Source organism: Dyella sp. AtDHG13 (genome assembly GCF_003201105.1).
GTDB lineage: Bacteria > Pseudomonadota > Gammaproteobacteria > Xanthomonadales > Rhodanobacteraceae > Dyella > Dyella jiangningensis_B.
In genome coordinates this window covers 498341-519399 of record NZ_QICJ01000002.1, presented here as the reverse complement: position 1 = coordinate 519399, position 21059 = coordinate 498341, and the positions used below count along the sequence as shown (strand labels likewise).

Annotated in this window: 18 protein-coding genes; 9 read left to right on the top strand and 9 right to left on the bottom strand. The window is 66.3% G+C overall.

Annotation, left to right across the window (positions count from 1 at the left end; all coding sequences use genetic code 11):
- The first annotated feature begins 1 nt into the window (after position 1).
- The 3 genes from cysI (at position 2) to BDW41_RS05205 (ending at position 4251) form a co-directional block, all read left to right on the top strand.
- Positions 2-1696, top strand: coding sequence for an assimilatory sulfite reductase (NADPH) hemoprotein subunit (cysI, locus tag BDW41_RS05215; RefSeq protein ID WP_074551028.1), 1695 nt, complete (start codon positions 2-4; stop codon positions 1694-1696).
- Complete coding sequence (locus BDW41_RS05210; RefSeq protein ID WP_074551030.1) at positions 1693-2415, top strand: phosphoadenylyl-sulfate reductase; 723 nt, start codon at positions 1693-1695, stop codon at positions 2413-2415. Before cysI ends, BDW41_RS05210 begins: the two co-directional genes overlap by 4 nt.
- A 69-nt stretch (positions 2416-2484) precedes the next feature.
- The gene (locus BDW41_RS05205) at positions 2485-4251 is read left to right on the top strand and encodes a bifunctional sulfate adenylyltransferase/adenylylsulfate kinase (protein ID WP_074551032.1); all 1767 of its coding nucleotides are present in this window, start codon (positions 2485-2487) and stop codon (positions 4249-4251) included.
- Between the two features lie 472 nt (positions 4252-4723).
- Here BDW41_RS05205 and BDW41_RS05200 read toward each other — a convergent pair whose 3' ends face one another.
- A complete protein-coding gene (locus tag BDW41_RS05200) occupies positions 4724-5743 on the bottom strand; it encodes a LysR substrate-binding domain-containing protein (RefSeq protein ID WP_074551034.1) in 1020 nt (339 codons plus the stop codon).
- Positions 5744-6077: 334 nt separating this feature from the next.
- Here BDW41_RS05200 and cysG point away from each other — a divergent pair, with 334 nt between their 5' ends.
- Both cysG and cysK read left to right on the top strand, forming a co-directional pair.
- The gene (gene cysG, locus BDW41_RS05195) at positions 6078-7511 is read left to right on the top strand and encodes a siroheme synthase CysG (RefSeq protein WP_074551036.1); all 1434 of its coding nucleotides are present in this window, start codon (positions 6078-6080) and stop codon (positions 7509-7511) included.
- A gap of 73 nt (positions 7512-7584) precedes the next feature.
- On the top strand, positions 7585-8526 hold the full coding sequence (cysK, locus tag BDW41_RS05190) for a cysteine synthase A (protein ID WP_074551038.1): 942 nt from the start codon (positions 7585-7587) through the stop codon (positions 8524-8526).
- A gap of 217 nt (positions 8527-8743) precedes the next feature.
- Here cysK and BDW41_RS05185 read toward each other — a convergent pair whose 3' ends face one another.
- On the bottom strand, positions 8744-9112 hold the full coding sequence (locus BDW41_RS05185; RefSeq protein ID WP_074551040.1) for a helix-turn-helix domain-containing protein: 369 nt from the start codon (positions 9110-9112) through the stop codon (positions 8744-8746).
- 160 nt (positions 9113-9272) lie between these two features.
- Here BDW41_RS05185 and gstA point away from each other — a divergent pair, with 160 nt between their 5' ends.
- Entirely contained in the window at positions 9273-9887 is a 615-nt protein-coding gene (gene gstA / locus BDW41_RS05180) for a glutathione transferase GstA (RefSeq protein WP_074551042.1), read from the top strand.
- 190 nt (positions 9888-10077) lie between these two features.
- Here gstA and purB read toward each other — a convergent pair whose 3' ends face one another.
- Positions 10078-11445, bottom strand: coding sequence for an adenylosuccinate lyase (gene purB / locus BDW41_RS05175; RefSeq protein WP_074551044.1), 1368 nt, complete (start codon positions 11443-11445; stop codon positions 10078-10080).
- A gap of 365 nt (positions 11446-11810) precedes the next feature.
- Between purB and BDW41_RS05170 the strand changes: the two genes are divergently transcribed.
- Positions 11811-13208 (top strand): class II fumarate hydratase, encoded by a 1398-nt coding sequence (locus BDW41_RS05170; RefSeq protein ID WP_074551046.1) that lies wholly within the window; start codon positions 11811-11813, stop codon positions 13206-13208.
- Positions 13209-13247: 39 nt separating this feature from the next.
- Here the strand turns inward: BDW41_RS05170 and BDW41_RS05165 are convergent, their stop codons facing one another.
- The 6 genes from BDW41_RS05165 to BDW41_RS05140 all read right to left on the bottom strand — a co-directional run bounded on the left by BDW41_RS05165 (position 13248) and on the right by BDW41_RS05140 (position 17301).
- Positions 13248-13811: a DUF2884 family protein gene (locus BDW41_RS05165; protein ID WP_074551048.1), complete on the bottom strand. Its 564-nt coding sequence runs from the start codon at positions 13809-13811 to the stop codon at positions 13248-13250.
- Positions 13812-14027: 216 nt separating this feature from the next.
- Positions 14028-14738 (bottom strand): hypothetical protein, encoded by a 711-nt coding sequence (locus BDW41_RS05160; RefSeq protein ID WP_074551050.1) that lies wholly within the window; start codon positions 14736-14738, stop codon positions 14028-14030.
- Between the two features lie 32 nt (positions 14739-14770).
- On the bottom strand, positions 14771-15736 hold the full coding sequence (locus tag BDW41_RS05155) for a hypothetical protein (RefSeq protein ID WP_074551052.1): 966 nt from the start codon (positions 15734-15736) through the stop codon (positions 14771-14773).
- A complete protein-coding gene (locus BDW41_RS05150) occupies positions 15733-16590 on the bottom strand; it encodes an ABC transporter ATP-binding protein (RefSeq protein WP_074551054.1) in 858 nt (285 codons plus the stop codon). The genes BDW41_RS05155 and BDW41_RS05150 overlap by 4 nt, the downstream gene beginning before the upstream one ends.
- Positions 16587-16973 carry a GntR family transcriptional regulator gene (locus BDW41_RS05145; protein WP_074551056.1) on the bottom strand — a complete coding sequence of 129 codons (387 nt, stop codon included), beginning with the start codon at positions 16971-16973 and terminating at the stop codon, positions 16587-16589. The genes BDW41_RS05150 and BDW41_RS05145 overlap by 4 nt, the downstream gene beginning before the upstream one ends.
- A gap of 4 nt (positions 16974-16977) precedes the next feature.
- On the bottom strand, positions 16978-17301 hold the full coding sequence (locus BDW41_RS05140; protein WP_074551058.1) for a hypothetical protein: 324 nt from the start codon (positions 17299-17301) through the stop codon (positions 16978-16980).
- Between the two features lie 286 nt (positions 17302-17587).
- On the opposite strand from BDW41_RS05140, the gene BDW41_RS05135 reads away from it, so the two are divergent.
- The gene (locus BDW41_RS05135; RefSeq protein WP_074551105.1) at positions 17588-18373 is read left to right on the top strand and encodes an SDR family oxidoreductase; all 786 of its coding nucleotides are present in this window, start codon (positions 17588-17590) and stop codon (positions 18371-18373) included.
- A 414-nt stretch (positions 18374-18787) separates the two neighbouring features.
- Positions 18788-21058 carry a cellulose biosynthesis cyclic di-GMP-binding regulatory protein BcsB gene (gene bcsB / locus BDW41_RS05130; RefSeq protein WP_074551060.1) on the top strand — a complete coding sequence of 757 codons (2271 nt, stop codon included), beginning with the start codon at positions 18788-18790 and terminating at the stop codon, positions 21056-21058.
- Position 21059 lies beyond the last annotated feature (1 nt).

The window sequence follows — 21059 nt, the reverse complement described above, 5'->3', positions numbered from 1 at the left end:
CATGACGCCACCGCTTTCCGATTTCGAACGCATCAAGGACGCCAGCCGTCAGCTGCGTGGCACCATCGCCGAAGGCCTGCGCGATCCGGTGACCAACGCCATCAGCGACGACGACAACAAGCTGCTCAAGTTCCACGGCAGCTACCAGCAGGACGACCGCGACCTGCGCGAAGAGCGTCGCAAGCAGAAACTGGAGCCGGCGTACTCCTTCATGTTGCGCGCGCGCCTGCCCTCCGGCGTGGTGACGCCCACGCAATGGCTGGTGTTCGATCGTCTCGCCCGCGAGCACGCCAACGGCACGCTGCGCATCACCACGCGGCAGACGTTCCAGTGGCACGGCATCATCAAGCAGCGCCTCAAGCCCACCATCGCCGCCATCCACGACGCACTGGCGACCACCATCGCCGCCTGCGGCGACGTGGTACGCAACGTGGTGAGCACGCCCAATCCGGTGGAGTCTTCCGCGCATGAGTTGGCCTACGCGTGGGCTACCCGTTTGTCGGAAGAGCTGTCGCCGCGCACGCGGGCCTATCACGAGATCTGGCTGGACGGCGAGCCGCTGGTCGGCGAGCCAAAAGACGAAGAGCCGCTGTACGGCCGCACCTATCTGCCGCGCAAGTTCAAGATCGGCCTGGCGATTCCACCGCTCAACGACATCGACGTGTTCGCGCAGGACTTGGGCCTGATCGCCATCATCGAGCGGGGCGAACTGCAAGGCTTCAACGTGGCCATCGGCGGCGGCATGGGCGCGACGCACGGTGACCCCAGTACCTATCCACGGCTGGCCAGCGTGATCGGCTTCGTGGCGCCCGAACGCCTGCTGGCCGTGGCAGAAACCATCGTGGCCGTGCAACGCGACTGGGGCAACCGCAGCGAACGCAAGCATGCACGCCTGAAGTACACGCTCGATCATCGCGGCCTGGATGCCTTCAAGGCCGAACTGGAACAGCGGCTCGGTTTTGCACTGGAGCCCGAACGCGCATTCCATTTCGATCACAACGGCGACCGCTACGGCTGGACCGAAGGCAGCGACGGCCGCTGGCATCTCACCCTGCAGATCGAATCCGGCCGCCTTGCCGACGTGGGCGAGCGGCGCTGGCTCAGCGGGCTGCGCGAGCTGGCGAAGGTGCACGACGGCGATTTCCGTCTGACCTGCAACCAGAACGTGATCATCGCGAACGTGGCCGCCGAGCAGCGCGCCCGCATCGACGCCATCGTGGCGGCGCATGGACTCGACGGCTATCGCACCGACAGCGGCATCCGCCGTCACGCCGTCGCCTGCGTGGCGCTGCCGACCTGCGGGCTCGCCATGGCGGAAAGCGAGCGCTACTTGCCTGCCTTGCTGCCCAGGCTGGAAACCTTGCTGGACGCGCATGGCTTGCGCGATGCGCCGATCCTGCTGCGTCTCTCCGGCTGCCCCAACGGCTGCTCGCGTCCCTATCTGGCGGAAATCGCGCTGGTGGGCCGTGGCCCAGGCCGCTACGACCTGCGCCTGGGCGCGGACTTCCGCGGTCAACGGCTCAACCAGGTATATCGGGAAAACGTGGACGAGCCTGCGATCATCGAGGCGCTCTCGCCCTTGTTCGCGCGCTATGCGGCAGAACGGGAAGAAGGCGAAGGGTTCGGCGATTTCCTGGTGCGCGTCGGCGTCGTCAGTGTGAACACAAGAAGGATTGCAGCGGAGGTCGTGGCATGAACCAGGCGCTGCTCGAGGATGCGCAGCATGACGCCCGGGCGCTGGACGAACTCAATGACTGGCTGGGCACGCTGGAGGCCGAGCAACGGGTGCTCTGGACACTGGCCCATGCGCCCGGGACCCATGTGCTTTCGTCCAGCTTCGGCGCACAGGCCGCGGTATCGCTGCACCTGTTGACGCGCCAGCGGCCCGATCTGCCCGTGGTGCTGATCGATACCGGCTACCTGTTTCCCGAGACCTATCGCTTCATCGACGAGTTGCGGCAGCGCCTGTCGCTGAACCTGAAAGTGTTCAGCGCCGCCGAAAGTCCCGCCTGGCTGGAAGCAAGGGAAGGGCGCCTGTGGGAGCGTGGCGTGGCGGGCATCGACCGCTACAACCAGCTGCGCAAGGTGGAGCCCATGCAGCGCGCGTTGCGGGAACTTGGCGCCGGCTCATGGTTTGCCGGTCTGCGTCGCAGCCAGGCGCGCACGCGCGCCACCATTCCGTTCGCGGAGCGCCGCGATGGGCGCTGGAAATTCCACCCCATCGCCGACTGGAACGACCGCGACGTGGGCATGTATCTGCGCAAGTACGGGCTGCCGTACCACCCGCTGTGGGACCAGGGCTACATCTCCATCGGCGATGTGCACACCACGCACCGCTGGGAGCCCGGCACGGATGTCGACGCCACCCGTTTCTTCGGCCTGAAGCGCGAATGCGGACTTCACGGCCTGGTTTGACCGAACACCACAAGAACCGATCCGGCGCATGACGCCGGTTGCCGCCCCGACCGAACAAAGACCCACACCATGAGCCAGAGCGCGCTTGCCCAATCCGACGTTGCCGCCTTCCACGAAGAAACACCTGCGCTGATCCCGCCGCATGGCGGTGTGCTGAAAGAGTTGTACCTGCCGGCCGAAGAAGCGGCCGCGCTCAAGCAGCGCAGCGCCGGCCTGCCGGGCGTGGACCTGGATACGCGGCAACTGTGCGACCTGGAGTTGCTGCTCAACGGCGCGTTCTCGCCGCTGGAGGGCTTCCTCACCCAGCGCGACTACGAGCGCGTGGTGGAGGACTATCGCCTGGCCGACGGCACGCTGTGGCCCATCCCCATCACGCTGGACGTGAGCGAGGCGTTCGCCGAACGGCTTGCACCAGGCAGCGAAGTGGCCTTGCGCGACAGCCAGGGCGTACCGCTGGCCGTGCTGGAAGTGCAGGACATCTACCGTCCGGATCGCACGCATGAAGCGCTGAAGGTATTCGGCACTACCGACTGCGCGCATCCGGGCGTGGCGGAACTGTTGGAGCGCTATCGCCCCGTCAATCTCGGCGGCCGCGTGCGCGGCATCCAGGCACCCTCGCACTACGACTTCGCCGCGTTGCGCGACACGCCGCGCAGCCTGCGCGAGTGGTTCCAGGCGCACGGCTGGCATCGCATCGTCGCGTTCCAGACACGCAACCCGATGCATCGCGCACACCGCGAGCTGACCCTGCGTGCGGCGCAACAGGTCGGTGCGAAGCTGCTGGTGCAGCCGTCGGTGGGACGCACCAAGCCCGGCGACATCGACCACTACACGCGCGTGCGCTGCTACCAGGCCTTGCTGCCGCAGTATCCGGCGAACAGCGCCCACCTTTCGCTGCTGCCGCTCGCCATGCGCATGGGCGGTCCGCGCGAGGCGCTGTGGCACGCGATCATCCGCAAGAACTACGGCGCCAGCCATTTCATCGTGGGCCGTGACCACGCCGGCCCGGGCAACGACTCCAACGGCAAGCCGTTCTACGGTCCTTTTGATGCGCAGCATCTGCTGGAACAGCATCAGGATGAACTGGGCATCCGCATCGTGCCGTTCCCGGCCATGGTCTACGTCGCCAACCGCGATACCTACCTGCCGTCCAACGAAGTGCTGCCGGATGACGAAGTACGCGACATCTCGGGCACGCAGCTGCGTCGGCATCTGCACGAAGGCAGCGAGATCCCGGCGTGGTTCTCGTTCCCCGAGGTGGTGAAGATCCTGCGCGAACGCCACCCGGCCCAGGCGAACCGCGGCTTCGCGCTGTTCTTCACCGGCTTGTCCGGCGCCGGCAAATCGACCATTGCGCAGGCAGTGGTGGCCCAGTTGCTGGAGCGCACCAGCCGCGCCGTGACCGTGCTGGACGGTGACGAAGTGCGCAAGCACCTGTCGCGCGGGCTCGGCTTTTCCCGCGAGGACCGCAGCGCCAACGTGACGCGCATCGGCTACGTCGCCAGCGAGATCGTGCGACACGGCGGCATTGCCGTATGCGCACCGATCGCACCCTATGCGGATGCGCGCGCCGAGGCGCGGGCCCTGGTCGAGGCGCACGGCGATTTCATCGAGATCCATGTGGCGACTTCGCTGGAGGTATGCGAGGCCAGGGACCGCAAGGGGCTTTATGCGCAGGCGCGTGCCGGCGCGATCGCGCACTTCACCGGGATCAGTGATCCGTATGAGGAGCCGGTACGGCCCGAGTTGCGGATCGATGGGAATGCCGCGGATCCGCTGGTGCTGGCGGCGGATATCGTTTCGCTGCTGGAGCAACGGGGGTTGCTTCAGGGGTGAGTGGGGAGGCGCGGCTGCGGACAGCATGGAACGCTGACCGGAGTGGTGCTTGGTTGCCTGATGTTTTTGAAAGCGGCCGGAGGGCCGCTTTTCTTTGTCTTGGCGCGGGTTGGGGCAGGGACCATTCTTGCCCCACCGCATCAATAGAACCGTCATCCCGGCGTAGGCCGGGATCCAGTGACTTTGCATTCGGTTGTCGCCAAGAAGCGATTGGCACTTTCGAACGCTTCCGCACCCGCGCTGCTCATGTGTACCACGCAGTGGCCAATTACGTCGCGACAACCGAGCGCAAAGTCACTGGATTCCTGCCTTCGCAGGAATGACGGCTAAAGAATGAAGCGGTGAGGCGAGCATCCACCCCTCGTCATCCCAATGCGCCGACCCTCTCCTTGCTCCTCAAAGCTACAGCCATCCATGGGTGCTCCCGAGTGACACGAAGGGCTAAGGGAGACAATCCAAAAGCTAACGAACGCTACTGCGCCTCCACCACCGGCTCCGCCACCTTCAGCGGCACCTGCCGCTCGCGCCAGTGCGGCACGCCCGGCCACTGCGACGTTCCCGTACCACCGGACGTCAACGCGCGACTCACCGCACGTCGCTCCAGATGCGGCGCAAACACACCGATGAAGTCCAGCGCGTATTCGCGCAGCACGCTTTCCCGGCGCAGCACGATCCAGGTGGTGCAGGCGGCGAACAGGTTGTCGGCGCCCAGTTCTCGCAGGTCGGTGTCGTGCTGGGGCTGGTAGGCCATCTCGGCCAGCACGCCAATGCCCAGGCCTTCGCGCACGTAGGTCTTGATCAGGTCGGCGTCGCTGGCGGTCATCACGATCTGCGGGTCGAGGCCGGCGCTCTGGAACGCGCGGATCAACGACGACTCCGGCTTCAGCGAGGAGTCGTAGCTGATCAGCGGATGCGCGGCGAGCTGTTCCAGCGTGGGCGGCTGTTTCTGGCGCGCGAGCGGGTGATTCTTCGGCACCACCACGGTGCGGTTCCAGCGATAGGCGGGCAGGGCGATGCCGTTCGGCGGCGGCGCCCCGGCCGCAGTGCTGACGATGGCCAGGTCCACCTGGCCGCCGTCGAGCAGCGACATCACGTCCGAATCGCTGACCGGCTGCAGGTGAACGCTCACCTGCGGATAGCTGCGGCTCAGCGCCGCCACGGCGGACGGCAGCGCGAAGCGCGCCTGCGTGTGGGTGGTGGCGATGCGCAGCGTGCCGCGCGATTCGTTGCGCAGGTTGGCGGCGATGGAGCGGATGTTGGCCGCTTCGGCCAGGATGATGCGCGCGCGCTCCAGCACGTGCGTGCCTGCATGCGTGATCGCGTGCAGGCTGCGTCCCTTGCGGTGGAACAGCTGGAAGCCGAGTTCGTCCTCGAGCTGGCGCAGCAGTTTGCTCAGGCCCGGCTGGGTGGCATGCACCCGTTCGGCGGCCAGGGTGATGTTCAGGCCGGCATCAGCGATGGCGACGAGATAGCGAAGTTGCGTCAGCGTCATGGTTCGGGTTCCACAGGCAATCGAGGGATGGGTGGCTCGGAGTCGCGCTGCGGATACATCGCGCAGGCCTGCACGCCGGCGCCTTGCTTTTGCAGGCGTTGGGGGCGGTGCGCGGCAGGTGGCGATGGAAGTCCATGGAATACCGTAACGGCGGTGAATCAATTAGACGTCTATACAGCTGTTGTTGCGATGCGTCAACCGTTGGCGGGGCCGGCCGGCGCGGGTGGCTTATAACGACCCGGCATATCGGGCCGCCCAGAAATCATTTGTGCAGGCGCCTTTGCCTGCCTAGCGTGGAAGGTCAACCGCACCATCTCACGGAGCCCGAGGCTGGATGAAGCTCTACCCGCTGTTCGCCGATCTCTCCGGCCGCCAGGTACTGGTGGTGGGCGGCGGCGTGGTCGGGGAGCGCAAAGCCGCTTCGTTGCTGGAAGCCGGCGCGCGGGTCGCGGTGGGGGCGCCCGACCTCACCCCCGCGCTGCTCGGCTGGGCGGGTGAGGGGCGCGTGCAATGGTTGCGCGGCACGTTCGACGAGGCGTGGCTGGATGGCGCTTGGCTGGTCATGGCCGCCACGGCGGATGCCGCCTTGCATCAGCGCATCGCCGCACTGGCGCAAGCGCGGCGCCTTTTCGTCAACGTCGTGGATGACGCGGAGCAATCGAGTTTTCACGTGCCCGCCGTGATCGATCGTGACCCCGTCACCATCGCCATTTCCAGCGGCGGCCATGCGCCCATGCTCGCGCGGCTGCTGCGCGAACGCCTGGAAGTGCTGATCGATCCGGTGGTGGGTTCCCTCGCCACCTTGCTGGCGCGGATGCGCCAGCGCATTCGCGCGCAGGTGCCCGATCTTGCCTTGCGTCGTCGCTTCTACGAGCGCCTGTTGAACGGTCCGGTGCAGAGCCTGTTGCGCCGCGGGCAGTGGGCATTGGCGGAGGCCTCGACCGAGCGCTTGCTCGATGCCACGGAAGCAAAGGCCACCGGCTCGGTGGTGCTCGTGGGCGCCGGCCCGGGTGATCCTGGCTTGCTTACCTTGCGCGGCCTGCGTGCGTTGAACGAGGCGGATGTGATCCTGCACGACCGCCTGGTGAGCGTGGAGGTGCTGGCGCTGGCGCGCCGCGATGCCGAGCGCATCGAGGTGGCCAAGCAGGCGGGCAACCATCACACCACGCAGGCCCAGATCCACGCGCTGATGCTGCAACATGCCGCCGCCGGGCGGCGGGTAGTGCGCCTGAAGGGTGGTGATCCCTTCGTGTTCGGCCGTGGTGGCGAGGAGCTGGAATTCCTGCGCAGCCATGGCATTCCCTTTGAGGTCGTGCCCGGCATCACCGCCGCGCTGGCCTGCGCGGCCTATGCCGGCGTACCGCTGACGCATCGCGAGCATGCGCAATCGGTGCGGCTGGTGACCGCGCATTGCCGCAACTCCATCGACACGCTGGATTGGCAGGCGCTGGCGCAGGAGCGGCAGACGCTGGCGGTCTACATGGGAACAGGCGAGCTGCCGGTGATCCAGCAGCAACTGCTAGCACATGGCCGCGCCGCCGGCACGCCGTTCGCGCTGGTCGAGAACGGCTCCCGCCCGGAGCAGCGGGTGGTGACCGGCACGCTGGCCGATATGGTCGAACAGGCCACCTTGCACGATGTGCGGTCGCCGGCGCTACTGATCATCGGTGAGGTGGCCAGCCTGGCCTCGACGCTGTCATGGTTCGGCAGCCGTCCCGTTGGCATGCTTGCTGTTGCCCCGCCGGTGTCGAAGGCGGTCGCGGCTTGACGCTACCTTGCCCCCGGCGGGCGCACCATCGCTTTCCTTAGTCTCTATCCACGCCGAGTTCCGGAGCCTTTCCATGATCTACGACAGCATTCTCGACACCATCGGCAACACGCCCATCGTGCGCATCCATCGCCTGGCGCCGAAGCACGTGACGCTGTATGCCAAGGTGGAGGCGTTCAATCCGGCCGGCTCGGTCAAGGACCGCCTGGCGTACGCCATCATCATCGACGCCGAGCAGCGCGGCGTGCTCAAGCCCGGCCAGACCGTGGTGGAGGCCACCTCGGGCAACACCGGCGTGGCGCTGGCGGCGGTGTGTGCGGCGCGCGGCTATCCCTTCGTGGCGGTGATGACGGAAACCTTTTCTATCGAGCGCCGCAAGCTGATGCGCGCCTACGGTGCCAAGGTGGTGCTGACGCCCGCGGCCGAACGCGGCAGCGGCATGGTGCGCAAGGCGAAGGAACTGGCCGAGAAGCACGGCGGGTTCCTCGCCAGCCAGTTCGAGAACCCCGCCAACCCCGCCTATCACCGCAATACGACGGCGCCGGAAATCCTGCGCGATTTCGCCGGCAAGCGCCTCGATTACTTCGTCACCGGCTGGGGCACGGGCGGCACGCTCACCGGCGTGGGCGAGGTGCTGAAAGTGGCGCGCCCGGAAGTGAAGATCATCGCCAGCGAACCGGCTGGCGCGGCGCTGCTGTCCGGCAAGGAATGGCAGCCGCACAAGATCCAGGGCTGGACGCCGGACTTCGTGCCCGCCGTGCTCAATCGCGGCGTGGCGGATGAAATCCTGCCCATCGACGACGTGGTGGCGCGCGATACCTCGCGGGAGCTGGCGCAGAAGGAAGGCATCTTCGTCGGCATTTCGGCGGGCGCCACGCTGGCGGCCGCGCTGCAGGTGGCGAAGGACGCGCCGCAGGGTTCCGTGCTGCTGGCGATGCTGCCGGATACGGGCGAGCGTTATCTGTCGACGTTCCTGTTCGAGGGCGTCAATGAAGGGTCCGACGAGGTGGAGTGACGCCTCGGTTGTCTTCTCCCTCTCCCCGGAGGGGCACGCGGGGAGCAGCCATGGATGGCTGCGGCTTTGAGGAGCGAGGAGAGGGTTGGGGTGAGCCCCGAGGGGTAAAGGTTGGGTGCTCGCCTTATCGTTCAATCAAGGCATCGTCCCAGTGCACGCCGGGGCATCGTTTTGCCAATGGCCGGTTCTTGAGCAAGTGCAGCCCTCGCGCATCCACTCACCGCCCACTGCTGCGCCGACTCGCCTCCCACTCCTCCAGCAACTTCCTCCCCACGCCCGCCAACGCATCAATCGCCGGCAACAACTCGCGCCCCAGCGGCGTCAGCGAGTATTCGGCCGAGGGCGGCGAGGTATCGAGCACGCGGCGCGTCACCAGCCCGCGCGATTCCAGCTCGCGCAGCCGCGCACTCAGCACGCGTGCCGAAATGCGCGGTATGTCGTGGCGCAGTTCGCCGAAGCGGCGCGGCTCGCCGCTCAGTTGCCAGATCACGTTGGGCGCCCAGGCGCCGCGCAGCAAGCCGAGTACTTCGCTGAGCGGGCAGCCGGGCAGCGGGGCGACTTTGCTTTTGCGCAGGGGCAGGCCCATGGCGGCGATCCTGTGATGCGATTCCGGTATCCCGGCGGTTACCGCATTTTAGGGGTTACGTGCGGTTAGGTGGTATCCAGCAGTAACCATGGTGGCCTATCATCGGTGCCCTGCGCGAGCCCGGGTCGCGCCGACCCCGTCCCTCATGGAGAGAACCATCATGAAGCTCTATTACGCCGCGGGTGCCTGCTCGCTGTCGCCGCACATCGTCGCCCTGGAAGCGGGCATTCCGGTGGAACTGGAGAAGGTCGACACCAAGGCCAAGCGCACCGCCGATGGCGAGGACTACTGGCAGATCAACCCCAAGGGCTACGTGCCGGCGCTGAAGCTGGACAACGGCGAACTGCTGACGGAAGGCCCCACCATCGTGCAGTACCTGGCCGATCTGAAGCCCGAAAGCGGGCTCGCCCCCGCCAACGGCACCACGGCGCGCTATCGCCTGCAGGAGGTGCTGGGCTACATCAACTCCGAGCTGCACAAGACCTACTCGCCGCTGTTCAGGGCGGAAACGCCGGATACGGTGCGCGAAGAGCGCAAGGCCTATCTGCACAAGCGCTATGCCTTGCTCGACCAGCACCTGGCCAAGCACGAGTGGCTGGTCGGCGAGCACTTCACGGCCGCGGATGCCTACCTCTTCACCGTCACCAACTGGGCGCAGCACGTGAACTTCGACCTGTCGGATCTCCCGGCGATCCAGGCATTCCAGGCGCGCGTGGCGGCGCGGCCGAGCGTGCAGGCGGCGCTGAAGGCGGAAGGGCTGTTGAAGGCGGCGTGATCCACGCACACCGTTGAACGACGAGCCCGGTCATCAGGCCGGGTTTCGTCTATCAGCAACAGAGCATCGCCTGGTACTGCGTGTTCGGCACATCGTTCCTGCATTGCCTTTCGACAGCAGCCAGGCAGCCTTTGATGACTTCGCCGGTGCCGGTGACGCCATCGTCGTCCTGCTTGTTACACCGAGAGGCTCAGATGTCCTTGGCCAGCGGTTCGGCGAGGCCGATGTAACCGCCCGGCGTCAGCTCGAGCAGGCGCTGCTTGGCATCGGCCGGCAGATCCAGGCCGGTGATGAAGGCGCGCATGGAATCCTTGGTGATGCCCTGGCCGCGCGTGAGCGCCTTGAGCTGCTCGTACGGCTCCGGCAGGCCGTAGCGGCGCATCACCGTCTGCACGGCTTCGGCCAGCACTTCCCAGCTGTGGTCCAGGTCGTCGGCGAGGCGGTCGGCGTTCACCGTGAGCTTGCCCAGGCCCTTCTTCAGCGATTCCAGCGCCACCAGGGTGTGACCGAACGCCGTGCCCAGCGCGCGCAGCACGGTGGAGTCGGTCAGGTCGCGCTGCCAGCGGCTGATCGGCAGCTTCTCGGCGAAGTGGCCGAGCAGGGCGTTGGCGAGGCCGAAATTGCCTTCGGCGTTTTCGAAATCGATCGGGTTGACCTTGTGCGGCATGGTCGAGGAGCCGACTTCGCCGGCCTTCAGCGCCTGCTTGAAGTAGCCCAGCGAGATGTAGCCCCAGATGTCGCGCGCCAGGTCGATCAGGATGATATTGGCACGACGCACGACGTCGCAGTACTCGGCCACGCCGTCATGCGGCTCGATCTGCGTGGTGTACGGGTTGTAGTCCAGCCCCAGGCTTTCCACGAAGCGCTGGGAGAAACCGCGCCAGTCCAGTTCCGGATAGGTGATGGCATGCGCGTTGTAGTTGCCCACTGCGCCATTGATCTTGCCCGGGATTTCCACCGCGGCCAGCTGCTTGCGCTGGCGCTCCAGGCGCGCCACCACGTTGGCCAGTTCCTTGCCCAGCGTGCTGGGCGACGCGGTCTGGCCGTGCGTGCGCGAAAGCATCGGCAGGCCGGCGTTGGTGTGGGCGAGCTCGCGCAACTTGGCGATGATGCCGTCGAAGGCCGGCAGCAGCACCTGGTCGCGCGCGTCGCGCAGCATAAGCGCGTAGGAGAGGTTGTTGATGTCTTCGCTGGTGCAGGCGAAATGCACGAATTCCTTCGCCTGCGCGAGGGACGCGTCGTTGCCGATGCGTTCCTTGATGAAGTACTCCACCGCTTTCACGTCGTGATTGGTGGTGGCCTCGATGGTCTTGATGCGCGCACCGTCGTCCACGCTGAAGTCCGCCGAGATGCCCTTGAGCTTCGCCACCTGGTCGGCGCTGAACGCCGGCAGCTCGACGATGCCCTTGTCCGCGGCCAGCGCCAGCAGCCATTCGATTTCCACGTGCACGCGGCGGTGCATGAGTCCGAACTCGCTGAAGATCGGGCGCAGCGTTTCGACCTTGCTGGCGTAACGGCCGTCCAGCGGCGACAGGGCGGTCAGGGCATGGGAGGACATGGAGGGGCGTTCCGGAGACGGGAAAGGGGGGATTTTACAACAGGGGCGGGGAGGGCGGATTTGTGGGTGGTTGGCGGCGCTGAGGGCTCTTGCTCCCTCTCCCCTTTGGGGAGAGGGCTGGGGTGAGGGGCGGGTGCTCGCCTCACGGTTTCATTGATGCTGTTATCTCTTTGATTGCTCTCCCGGCGTCGGTCGACGACACAAGCGGTGAGGCTAGATTGGCCCCTCACCCCAACCCTCTCCCCAGCGGGGAGAGGGAGCAAAGGGCAAAGCGGAGAGGGAGTAATGGCGCATCGCCCCCTTGGCGGCGCACTAACGCGCCCCGACCTAGTATCCCGACATCCCACTCGAGGAATCGCAAGGACATGAGCCCGTTCCGCATCGAACACGACAGCATGGGTGAACTCAAAGTGCCGTCCAAAGCCCTCTATGGCGCCCAGACGCAGCGCGCCGTCGACAACTTCCCCATCTCGGGCATGCATATGCCGCGCGACTTCATCCGCGCGCTGGGCCTGATCAAGGCGGCCGCGGCGGATGCCAATGTCCTGCTGGGGCATTTGAAGAAGAACCAGGCGCACGCGATCCGCAAGGCGGCGTTGGCAGTGGCCGAGGGCGAGTACGACGACCAGTTCCCCATCGACGTGTTCCAGACCGGTTCGGGCACCAGCACCAACATGAATGCCAACGAGGTGATCGCCCACTTGGCCAGCCGTGGCGGCGGCAAGGTGCACCCGAACGATCACGTCAATTATGGACAGAGTTCCAACGACGTGATCCCCACGGCCATCCACGTCAGCGCCACGCTCACTGCCAGCGAGCAGCTGCTGCCGGCGCTCAAGCATCTGAAACGAGCCATCGAGCGCCGGGCGCGGGAGCTGCGCAACGTGCCCAAGACCGGCCGCACGCATCTGATGGATGCGATGCCGGTCACTTTCGGCCAGGAGCTTTCCGGCTGGGCCGCGCAGATCGGTTCCGCCATCGAGCGCATCGAGGACAGCCTGAAGCGCATGCGCCGCCTGCCCTTGGGCGGCACGGCGGTGGGCACCGGCATCAATGCCGATCCCAAGTTTGGCGCGGCGGTGGCGCGTGAACTGAAGAAGCTGACGGGCGTGCGTTTCGACTCGGCGGAGAACTTTTTCGAAGGCATGGCCGGGCAGGACGCGGCGGTGGAACTGTCAGGCCAGCTCAAGGCGCTTGCCGTGGCCTTGATGAAGATCGCCAACGACCTGCGCTGGATGAACTCCGGGCCGCTCGCCGGCCTGGGCGAGATCGAACTGCCGGCCTTGCAGCCGGGCTCGTCGATCATGCCGGGCAAGGTCAATCCGGTGATTCCCGAGGCCACTGCCATGGTCGCCGCGCAGGTGATCGGCAACGATGCCGCCATCACCATCGCCGGCCAGTCCGGCAATTTCCAGCTCAACGTGATGCTGCCGTTGATCGCGCACAACCTGCTGCAGTCGATCGGCATCCTGTCCAATGTCAGCGTGTTGCTGGCGGACAAGGCCATCGCCGGATTCAAGGTGAACACGGCGCGCGTCAAGGAGGCGCTGGACAAGAACCCGATCCTGGTCACCGCGCTGAACCCGGTGATCGGCTACGAGAAGGGCGCGGCGACGGCCAAGCAGGCCTACAAGGAGAAGCGCCCGATCATGGACGTGGCGCTGGAAACCACCGGCCTGTCGAAGAGCGAGCTGCAGAAGCTGCTCGATCCGATGACGCTGACGCGCGGCGGCATTCACGGCGGGGGCGGTGGCGGCGGTTGAGCCGCCTCTTCGCGCCCTGCGGCGGGCGTGGCTGCGCCGTCAGTGCTTGCCGCTGCTGCGGCACTTGTCGATGCCTTGCTGGGTCACCGCCTGGCCGTAGGGCTTGAAGGCGTCCAGCTGGACGGCCAGTTCGTCCTGCGCGGATTTCATCTCGGCCAGGTCGTCGCAGATCTTCGCGGCGGCCTGTTGCACGTCCTGCGCGGCGGCATCCATCTTCTGGCGGCTTTCCTCGGTGCTCTCGGCGCCGGTCATCTTGCCCGCCGCCATGCTGAGCGCCTTGGTCGCCGTGTCCGCGCCGGCCTTGCCGGTGGCGACGGCGTCGTCGTGCATCTTCCTGCCGGCGGCGCTGTAGCGCTGCAGCAGCGCGCGTTGCGCATCGTTCACGGTGACGTTCTGGCCGTCGATGGCGAACTGTCCCTGCGGATCCACCGTGGCGTTGGGCACGCCGGGCGCCCGGACGGTGATGACGCCGTCATGCATCGAGATGCGGTGGTTGATGATGTCGGTGTTGCCGCCAAAGACCTGAAGATCGTCGCCCGACCCGCTGCACGCGGCGGTCAACGTGGCCAAGGCAAGTACGCAGGGGATGTAGCGGAAAGACATGGCGGTGGTCCTGGGCGGTAGGGGCGCGGCGGAAGCGGCTTCGCCGGTGACGCTCCGATTGTAGCCACGCCCGAGCGTGTCCCGCCTGTTCCTATGGTCATGGCAAAGCCGCTTGGCAAGCCTGTCCGCCCGCCTTCCGCTTCCATGCGGAGAGACGGGCGGCCGGCTTGTTTTCGCGACTACAGCAAGCGTCCCTGCATCGCCCGGTGGATCGGATCAGTTCGAGAACACCGCGACGCCGGGCTTGCCGTTCTCGTCCTTGCTCCTGGCGCAGTCATCAACGTCCTTCTGCGTCATCGTCGCGTAGGGCTGGAACGCGGGCATGCCGGCGGCCAGCTTCTGCTGCGAGGCGAGCAGGGCGGGCATGCGCTTGCACAGCTGCATGGCCGCCGCCTCGATCTTGTCGGTCTGCGGCTTGATGCTGGCTTCGATGTCCTTGTCGCTCTTGCCGGTGAGCGCGCCGACAATCGCCGTCCTGGCCATGTCGACGCCCATGTCGGCGCTGCTCGCGCCGATGTCCATGCCGGCCTCGGCGATGCCGACGATCTGCTGGCGGTAATCCAGCAGCAGGGCGTGCTGCTCGGGCGTAGCCTCGACCGTCTTGCCAGCCACCACGAAGTCGCCCTGCGGCGTGATCACCGCCTTCGGGCGACTGTCGTTCTCATCGTGCACGGGCTTGCTGGCGCGGTTGTAGGTGACGCCCCGCACATCGATGTCCTGGGTCAGCAGCTCCTGCTTGGCCTGGGCGATGCCCTTCTGGATTTGCGCGCCGATGACCGACGGCGAGGTCTGCTTCTGCACTTCCTTGGCCGCCTGCGTCAGGTCGCTGCTGGCGTGGTTGTCCTGGTCCGACTGGTTGCTGCATGCGGTCAGCGGCAGCAGCAGGGTCAGTGCCAGGATGCTGGCGGTGATGGCGTTGGTCTTCATGGCGTATCTCCCCTTATGAATGCGTCGGCGCATCAGCTGTCGTCGCGGACCCGGCGTAGCCACACGGCGCCAGCGACCAGCACGGTGCCGCCCAGTACGCCGATCCACAGGCTGGGCGAGGCGAGCAGGTGGTAGGCGTTGCCGATCAGCTGCGAGCTGTCGGCCAGCCTGCCGCCGTTGGTCATCGCGTCGAAGTGCAGGTCCGGCTCGCCCCAGTACAGGAAGGAGTTGGGGAACACGCTGCCCAGCAGTCGCGCCAGCACACGGGACCAGCCGGCGGCGAAGTGCGTGCTGAACAGTCCGACCACGCTGAACCACCACACCAGCACGTTGGCGATCGCCGGGATCAGGATGGCCCACAGGAAGGGCTTGGATCGCGCCCAGGCCGAGCACAGCAACAGCCAGCCGATGGAAGGCAGCGCCCACAATGCCGACAGCGGGATCAGGCTCACCGCGGTGACGGTCATGCGCAGCAGATGCGTCTGCATCAGCACTTGCCACGGGTTGACGCCATGGATGGCCATCGCGATCAGCAGGATCACCAGCTGCACCAGCGCGGTGAGCAGCCCCACCACCAGCGCGATGACAGGCGCGATGACGCCGGCGGACACCACTTTGGACAGCACCGTGCTGGCATTGGACAGCGGCAGGGATTTCCAGAACAGCACGCTGCGGTCGCGGCGGTCGTCGTACAGGGCGCCAAGGCAGTAGAACAGCACCACGAAGCCGCACACGATCAACACCAGCATCACGGAGAAGGCGATGAACCCGTCGAGCACCTCGCCCACGTGCTGCGAGTGCCCGGCCGCGGCCTGGGCGAACATGTCGCCCATCTCGTTGCCGTCCATCGAAAACCCGTGGCGGGCCATGCCGAGCGCCCAGACCAGCCCGATCAGGAAGAACAGCAGGTAGATGCCGCCGGTGATCACCGGCGCCCACAGGAAGCCGCCGCGGTGTTCCCAGAATTCGCGCTTGAGCAGCCAGTAGAAGGTTTTCATGCGTAGGTTCCCTTCATGGTGGCGACGAACAGGTCGCTGACGGTCGGACGGCGCACTTCGCCCATGCTTTCCAGCGTGGCGCGGTCGGCGCCGTCGAACAGGAAGATGCTCTTGCCGAACACCTGCCGCTCATCCAGCGGCTTCATGCTGCGCGCGGCGGCGGCCTTGTCGGCGCTCACCATCACCTCGGCGAATCGTTCGCCCACGGTATCCATGTCGGTGTCCAGCACGATCTTGCCGTCGCGGATGAACATCAGGTCGGTAAGGATGTGCTCGATCTCCTCCACCTGGTGCGTGGTGACGATGATCGTCTTGTTCTCGTCGAAGTAATCCTCCAGCAGGCTCTGGTAGAACTGCTTGCGATAGAGGATGTCCAGGCCCAGCGTGGGCTCGTCCAGCACCAGCAGGCGCGCGTCGATGGCCATGACCAGGGCCAGGTGCAGTTGCACGATCATGCCCTTGGACATCTGCTTCACGCGCTGGTTGGGCGTGAGCTTGGTGCGGGCCAGGAAGGCCTCGCACTTGGCGCGGTTGAAGCGCGGATGCACGTTGGCCACGAAATCGATGGCCTCGCGCACCCGGATCCAGCGCGGCAGCACCGCCACGTCGGCGATGAAGCACACCTGTTCCATCAGCTTGTCGCGCTGGCTGCGCGGGTCCAGGCCCAGCACGTTCAGCTCGCCCTTGAAATCCGTGAGGCCCAGGATGGCCTTCAGCGCGGTGGTCTTGCCGGCGCCGTTGGGGCCGATCAGGCCCACGATGCGGCCGGACTCGATGCGGAAGCTCACGTCGTTCAGCGCCAGCGCATTCTTGTAGGCCTTGGTCAGGCCGTTGGCCCTCACCACCGCATTCATGATTGGCTCCCTTCCGGGCCGGCCGGGCTGTCCGGCGCCTCGCGCAACAGGGTCTTCAGGTCCAACCCGAGGCGCTGCAGCCTGGCGTAGAGCGCGGGCCATTCTTCGCGAAGGAAGCGCTCGCGCTCGGACTTGAGCAGTGCCTCCCTGGCTCCATCGATGACGAACATGCCCAACCCCCTCCTTTTTTCCACCAGTTGATCATCGACCAGTTCCTGGTACGCCTTGGATACGGTGAGCGGATTGATCTGGAAATCCGCAGCAACCTGGCGCACTGACGGCAGCGGGTCGCCCTCGTTCAAGGCGCCGTCCAGAATCATCGCCACCACGCGCTCGCGGAGCTGGCGATAAATCGGGACGCTGTCGTTCCAGGTAATGGTCATACGGTTATTCCTTGCTGATGCGGCCGAACTTGTTGCTGCCAAACGAATAGTAGGGCATGGCCAGCTCGCTCCCGAGCACCGCCTTGGACGCGGCGACCGGCGACAGCAGCGGCGAGACGGTCACGGTGGACATGCCTGCGTCGGCCAGCAGGGCGGCGGCGCGCATGTCTTCAGCCGTGGGGCGGACCTCCACCGGAGCCAGGTCGATGACCTTGACGCCGTTGATCTCGCTGACCGGGAGACTCTTGACGTTGGAGTGGATGGCGGCCAAACCGACCGTAGTGAACAGGGCGGCGGCGGTCAGTGCTAGCAGGTTATTCGCTTTCATGGCGGGTCTCCTTTAGTGACCTCGTGGACCGGTGTTGTAGTGAACTATAACACCATAATCGAAGCCGTCAATGGGTAAGCTCGAAATTCGCAACATGACTGATGGCCTATAAGGCTGAACGAGATCCGGGACAGGCCTGGGCCCGGAAAGCGGCGCCTATGGTCGGCACAAGGGCAGGGCGCGGGCAGGGCCGCCCATCAGCCATCGCGGGTGACAGGCATCACCTCACGCCGGCTCGCCGGTGCGCGTGATTCAATGGCGCATCGATGCGCAGAAGGACGTTTCCATGGACACAGGACTGGCCGGGCATGTCGTGGTCGTCACCGGAGCCAGCAAGGGCATCGGCCTGGCCTGTGCGATGGCCTTCGCGCGCGAAGACGCCAGGGTGGTCGGCGTGTCGCGCAACCTGGCGCATCTGCACGCCGCGCAGCATGACCTTGAGCGCGAAGGCTTGCGCATGGACGTTGCCGCGGCCGACCTGCGCGAAAGCGTGGCCGCGCAGATGGTGGCCGAATACATCGAGAACGAATTCGGGCCCATCGACGTGCTGGTGAACTGCGCCGGCGCCGCGCGTCGCACGCCGGTGGCCGAGCTGCACGCGGATGCATTGCACGACACCATGCAGGCGAAGTACTTCACCTATATGCACATGATCGATCCGGTGATCCGGCGCATGGCCGCGCGCGGCAAGGGCAGCATCGTCAACGTGGTCGGGCAGGGCGGACGACAGGCCAACCCGCTGCATATCGGCGGCGGTGCGGCGAACGCCGCGCTGATGCTCGCCTCGGTGGGCTACGCCAATGCGTATGCAGCCAGGGGCGTGCGGGTGAACGTGATCAATCCCGGCATCACGCGCACCGGACGCGTGCAGGAAGGGCTGGACGCCGCCTCGCGGGCGAGCGGCCGTTCCACCGACGAACTGCTGGCCGAGCAGTTGGCGGACATTCCCCTGGGGCGCATGGCCGAGCCGCACGAGATCGCGAATGTGGCCGTGTTCCTCGCTTCGCCACTGGCCAGTTATGTCACGGGCGCGGTCATTCCCATGGATGGCGGCAAGGCCAGCGTGATCTGAGTCCATCGCGCGGACGTCGCAGTTCTTTGCGCCGCGCGTGCGCGCCAGTCTTTGCCGGAAATGCATAGGACTGCGCTATTCACGTTCCTTTTATGCCGATTTCTTTAATCGTTTCCCGCGAGCGACGACGTTTGTTGCGCTGACATCCGAAGCGCCCTTGCGTGCGTTTCATGCACAGCCATCAACTTCGCCATGCCTCCGTCGATGCACGATGTGTCGGCAAGGACGCGGGGAGAGTCTTCGTTAGAAGGGGTGCGAACGTGGAGGTGCCGCCGTGGCGCGTGATGCGACAGCGTTGCGCCAGCGGTTTCCGCGGATCGTGCGGCTTGGATGGGCAAAGGTTGGGAACGCACACAGGTTTGCCTCGCAGGCCGGCCCGGAGATGGCGTTCCGACGCGACCCAAGGATCATGCCATGCGGCCATTACGCCACGTTCGATGGGGTTTACTGCTGGTGGGATGCTGGGTGGCGTGCGTCGCGCATGCGCTGGCTGCCGCCGAGGTCGCACGCCAGCCTGCCTCCGCGGCATCGACGGCGCCGCCGCAGGAATCCGCCGCGCCCACCTTGCCGGCCGGCGTGGCACGCGAGCTGACGCTCAAGCAGATGGGCGTTTACGGCCCCATCAAGTTGCGTGGACAGGATCCGAACGGCACCTTGAACGTCGCGGTGCGCAACGACGAAGTGGTGACCGGCGCGAAGCTGCACCTGGTCTATACCTATTCGCCGTCGCTGATCTATGCGCTGTCGCACCTGAAGGTGTTCCTCAACGGTGAAGTGATCGCCACGCTGCCGATGGACAAGGAAGCGGCTGGGCAGACCGTTACGCGCGACGTCGATCTGGATCCGCACCTGTTCACCGACTTCAACCGCATCGGCGTGCAGATGATCGCGCACTACACGCTCGACCATTGCGAAGACCCGTACCACTCCTCGCTGTGGACCGACATCAGCCCCGACACCTCGCTGACCCTGACCACCTCGCACATCGGCCTGCCCAACAGCCTGGCGCTGCTGCCCGCGCCGTTCTTCGACCGCCGCGACAACCGCACGCTGGTGGTGCCCTTCGTGCTGCCCGCGCATGCCGACCTGCCCACCTTGCGCGCGGCGGGCGTGGTGTCGTCCTGGTTCGGTGCGCTGGCCGGCTGGCGCGGCGCACGTTTCCCGGTGGTGCAGACGCCGCCACCCAATGCGCACGCCATCGCCTTCGCGCTGCCCAACGCCATGCCCGATGGCGTGAAGCTCGATGAGATCAAGGGGCCCACCGTCATCGTCATGGCCAACCCCGCCAGCCCGCCGGAATCCGGCCGCAAGCTGCTGGTGCTGGCGGGACGCGATGCGAAGGAGCTGCAGGAAGCGGCCAACGCGCTGGTGCTTGGGCAGGTGGGCATGTCGGGCGACCAGGCCATCGTGAAGTCGGTGGATCTGGGGCCGGAGCGCCGCCCGTACGACGCGCCCAACTGGGCGCCGGTGGATCGGCCCGTCACGTTCAAGGAACTGGTGACCGATCCCGCGCAGCTGGAAGCGAGCGGCTTCAATCCGCCGCCGATCCGCGTGGACATGCGCCTGCCGCCCGACCTGTTCGCCTGGGCGCGCCACAGCGTTCCGCTCAACGTGCGCTACCGCTATACCGCGCCTTCCAACTACAACGACTCGGTACTCAACATCGGCGTGAACGACCAGCTGCTGCGTTCGGTGCGGCTGCGTCCGGCGGACCCGTCCGGCGTCGAGCGCCAGTTCAACGTGCCTCTGCTGTCCGGATCGGAAGCGCGCGGTGCGGAAGAAATCCGCGTGCCCGTGCTGCGCATCGGCGCCACCAACCAGTTCCAGTTCCAGTTCCACATGGATTCGCAGAAGACCGGCCTGTGCGCTGCCGCGGCAACGGACAGCACACGCGCGGCGGTCGATCCGGATTCCAGCGTCGACTTCAGCCAGTTCGTGCATTACACGGCCATGCCTAACCTGGCGTTCTTCGCGACCAGCGGTTTTCCGTTCACGCGCATGGCGGACCTTGCCGACACCGCCGTGGTGATGCCCGATACGCCCGACGCGCACGAAACCGAAACCATGCTTGCCATGCTCGGCCAGTTGGGACGCTGGAGCGGCCTGCCGGCCCTGCGCGTGTCGCTGGTGCCCGCCAGCGCGGTGGACGCCATGCACAATCGCGACCTGCTCGTCATCGGCACCGGCACCGCCGGCGAGTTGATGGCGAAGTGGGGCAAGGGCCTGCCCATGCTGATCGAGCGCAGCGAAAACGACCTCGCCCTGCGCGAGCCGAGCGATCGCGGCCGGGTCAGCGGCGCGACGGGGCGTGCCGCGCTGAGCGTCAACGGACCCACCGCGGCCTTCGTGGCGTTCCAGTCGCCGTACACCAAGGGCAGGAGCGTGGTGGCCTTGGCCGCCAATGCGTCCGATCGCCTGGGCGACCTGCTCGACGTGCTCGGCGACGACGCCAAGGTCGGCGAGGTACGCGGCGATCTCACCGTGGTGCGGCAGAAGATCGTCGTGGGCCTTACCGTGGGCAACACCTATTACGTGGGCCACCTGCCGTGGTACGCGTGGCTGTGGGTGCATATCTCCAGGTATCCGGCGTTGATGGCCATCGCCGGCATTCTTGCGGGCCTGTTCGTGGCCTTGACGGTGTTCTGGGCGCTCGGCCGGCTTGCCGCGCATCGACTCGAAAGGTGAG

What these genes read in the sequence shown, in the direction of transcription:
- BDW41_RS05140 (WP_074551058.1), bottom strand. Translation starts at nt 17,301, where the DNA reads ATGAAAGCGAATAACCTGCTAGCACTGACCGCCGCCGCCCTGTTCACT.
- purB (WP_074551044.1), bottom strand. Translation starts at nt 11,445, where the DNA reads ATGTCCTCCCATGCCCTGACCGCCCTGTCGCCGCTGGACGGCCGTTAC.
- BDW41_RS05170 (WP_074551046.1), top strand. Translation starts at nt 11,811, where the DNA reads ATGAGCCCGTTCCGCATCGAACACGACAGCATGGGTGAACTCAAAGTG.
- BDW41_RS05210 (WP_074551030.1), top strand. Translation starts at nt 1,693, where the DNA reads ATGAACCAGGCGCTGCTCGAGGATGCGCAGCATGACGCCCGGGCGCTG.
- BDW41_RS05145 (WP_074551056.1), bottom strand. Translation starts at nt 16,973, where the DNA reads ATGACCATTACCTGGAACGACAGCGTCCCGATTTATCGCCAGCTCCGC.
- BDW41_RS05185 (WP_074551040.1), bottom strand. Translation starts at nt 9,112, where the DNA reads ATGGGCCTGCCCCTGCGCAAAAGCAAAGTCGCCCCGCTGCCCGGCTGC.
- cysI (WP_074551028.1), top strand. Translation starts at nt 2, where the DNA reads ATGACGCCACCGCTTTCCGATTTCGAACGCATCAAGGACGCCAGCCGT.
- BDW41_RS05205 (WP_074551032.1), top strand. Translation starts at nt 2,485, where the DNA reads ATGAGCCAGAGCGCGCTTGCCCAATCCGACGTTGCCGCCTTCCACGAA.
- BDW41_RS05160 (WP_074551050.1), bottom strand. Translation starts at nt 14,738, where the DNA reads ATGAAGACCAACGCCATCACCGCCAGCATCCTGGCACTGACCCTGCTG.
- gstA (WP_074551042.1), top strand. Translation starts at nt 9,273, where the DNA reads ATGAAGCTCTATTACGCCGCGGGTGCCTGCTCGCTGTCGCCGCACATC.
- cysK (WP_074551038.1), top strand. Translation starts at nt 7,585, where the DNA reads ATGATCTACGACAGCATTCTCGACACCATCGGCAACACGCCCATCGTG.
- BDW41_RS05200 (WP_074551034.1), bottom strand. Translation starts at nt 5,743, where the DNA reads ATGACGCTGACGCAACTTCGCTATCTCGTCGCCATCGCTGATGCCGGC.
- BDW41_RS05150 (WP_074551054.1), bottom strand. Translation starts at nt 16,590, where the DNA reads ATGAATGCGGTGGTGAGGGCCAACGGCCTGACCAAGGCCTACAAGAAT.
- BDW41_RS05155 (WP_074551052.1), bottom strand. Translation starts at nt 15,736, where the DNA reads ATGAAAACCTTCTACTGGCTGCTCAAGCGCGAATTCTGGGAACACCGC.
- BDW41_RS05165 (WP_074551048.1), bottom strand. Translation starts at nt 13,811, where the DNA reads ATGTCTTTCCGCTACATCCCCTGCGTACTTGCCTTGGCCACGTTGACC.
- cysG (WP_074551036.1), top strand. Translation starts at nt 6,078, where the DNA reads ATGAAGCTCTACCCGCTGTTCGCCGATCTCTCCGGCCGCCAGGTACTG.
- bcsB (WP_074551060.1), top strand. Translation starts at nt 18,788, where the DNA reads ATGCGGCCATTACGCCACGTTCGATGGGGTTTACTGCTGGTGGGATGC.
- BDW41_RS05135 (WP_074551105.1), top strand. Translation starts at nt 17,588, where the DNA reads ATGGACACAGGACTGGCCGGGCATGTCGTGGTCGTCACCGGAGCCAGC.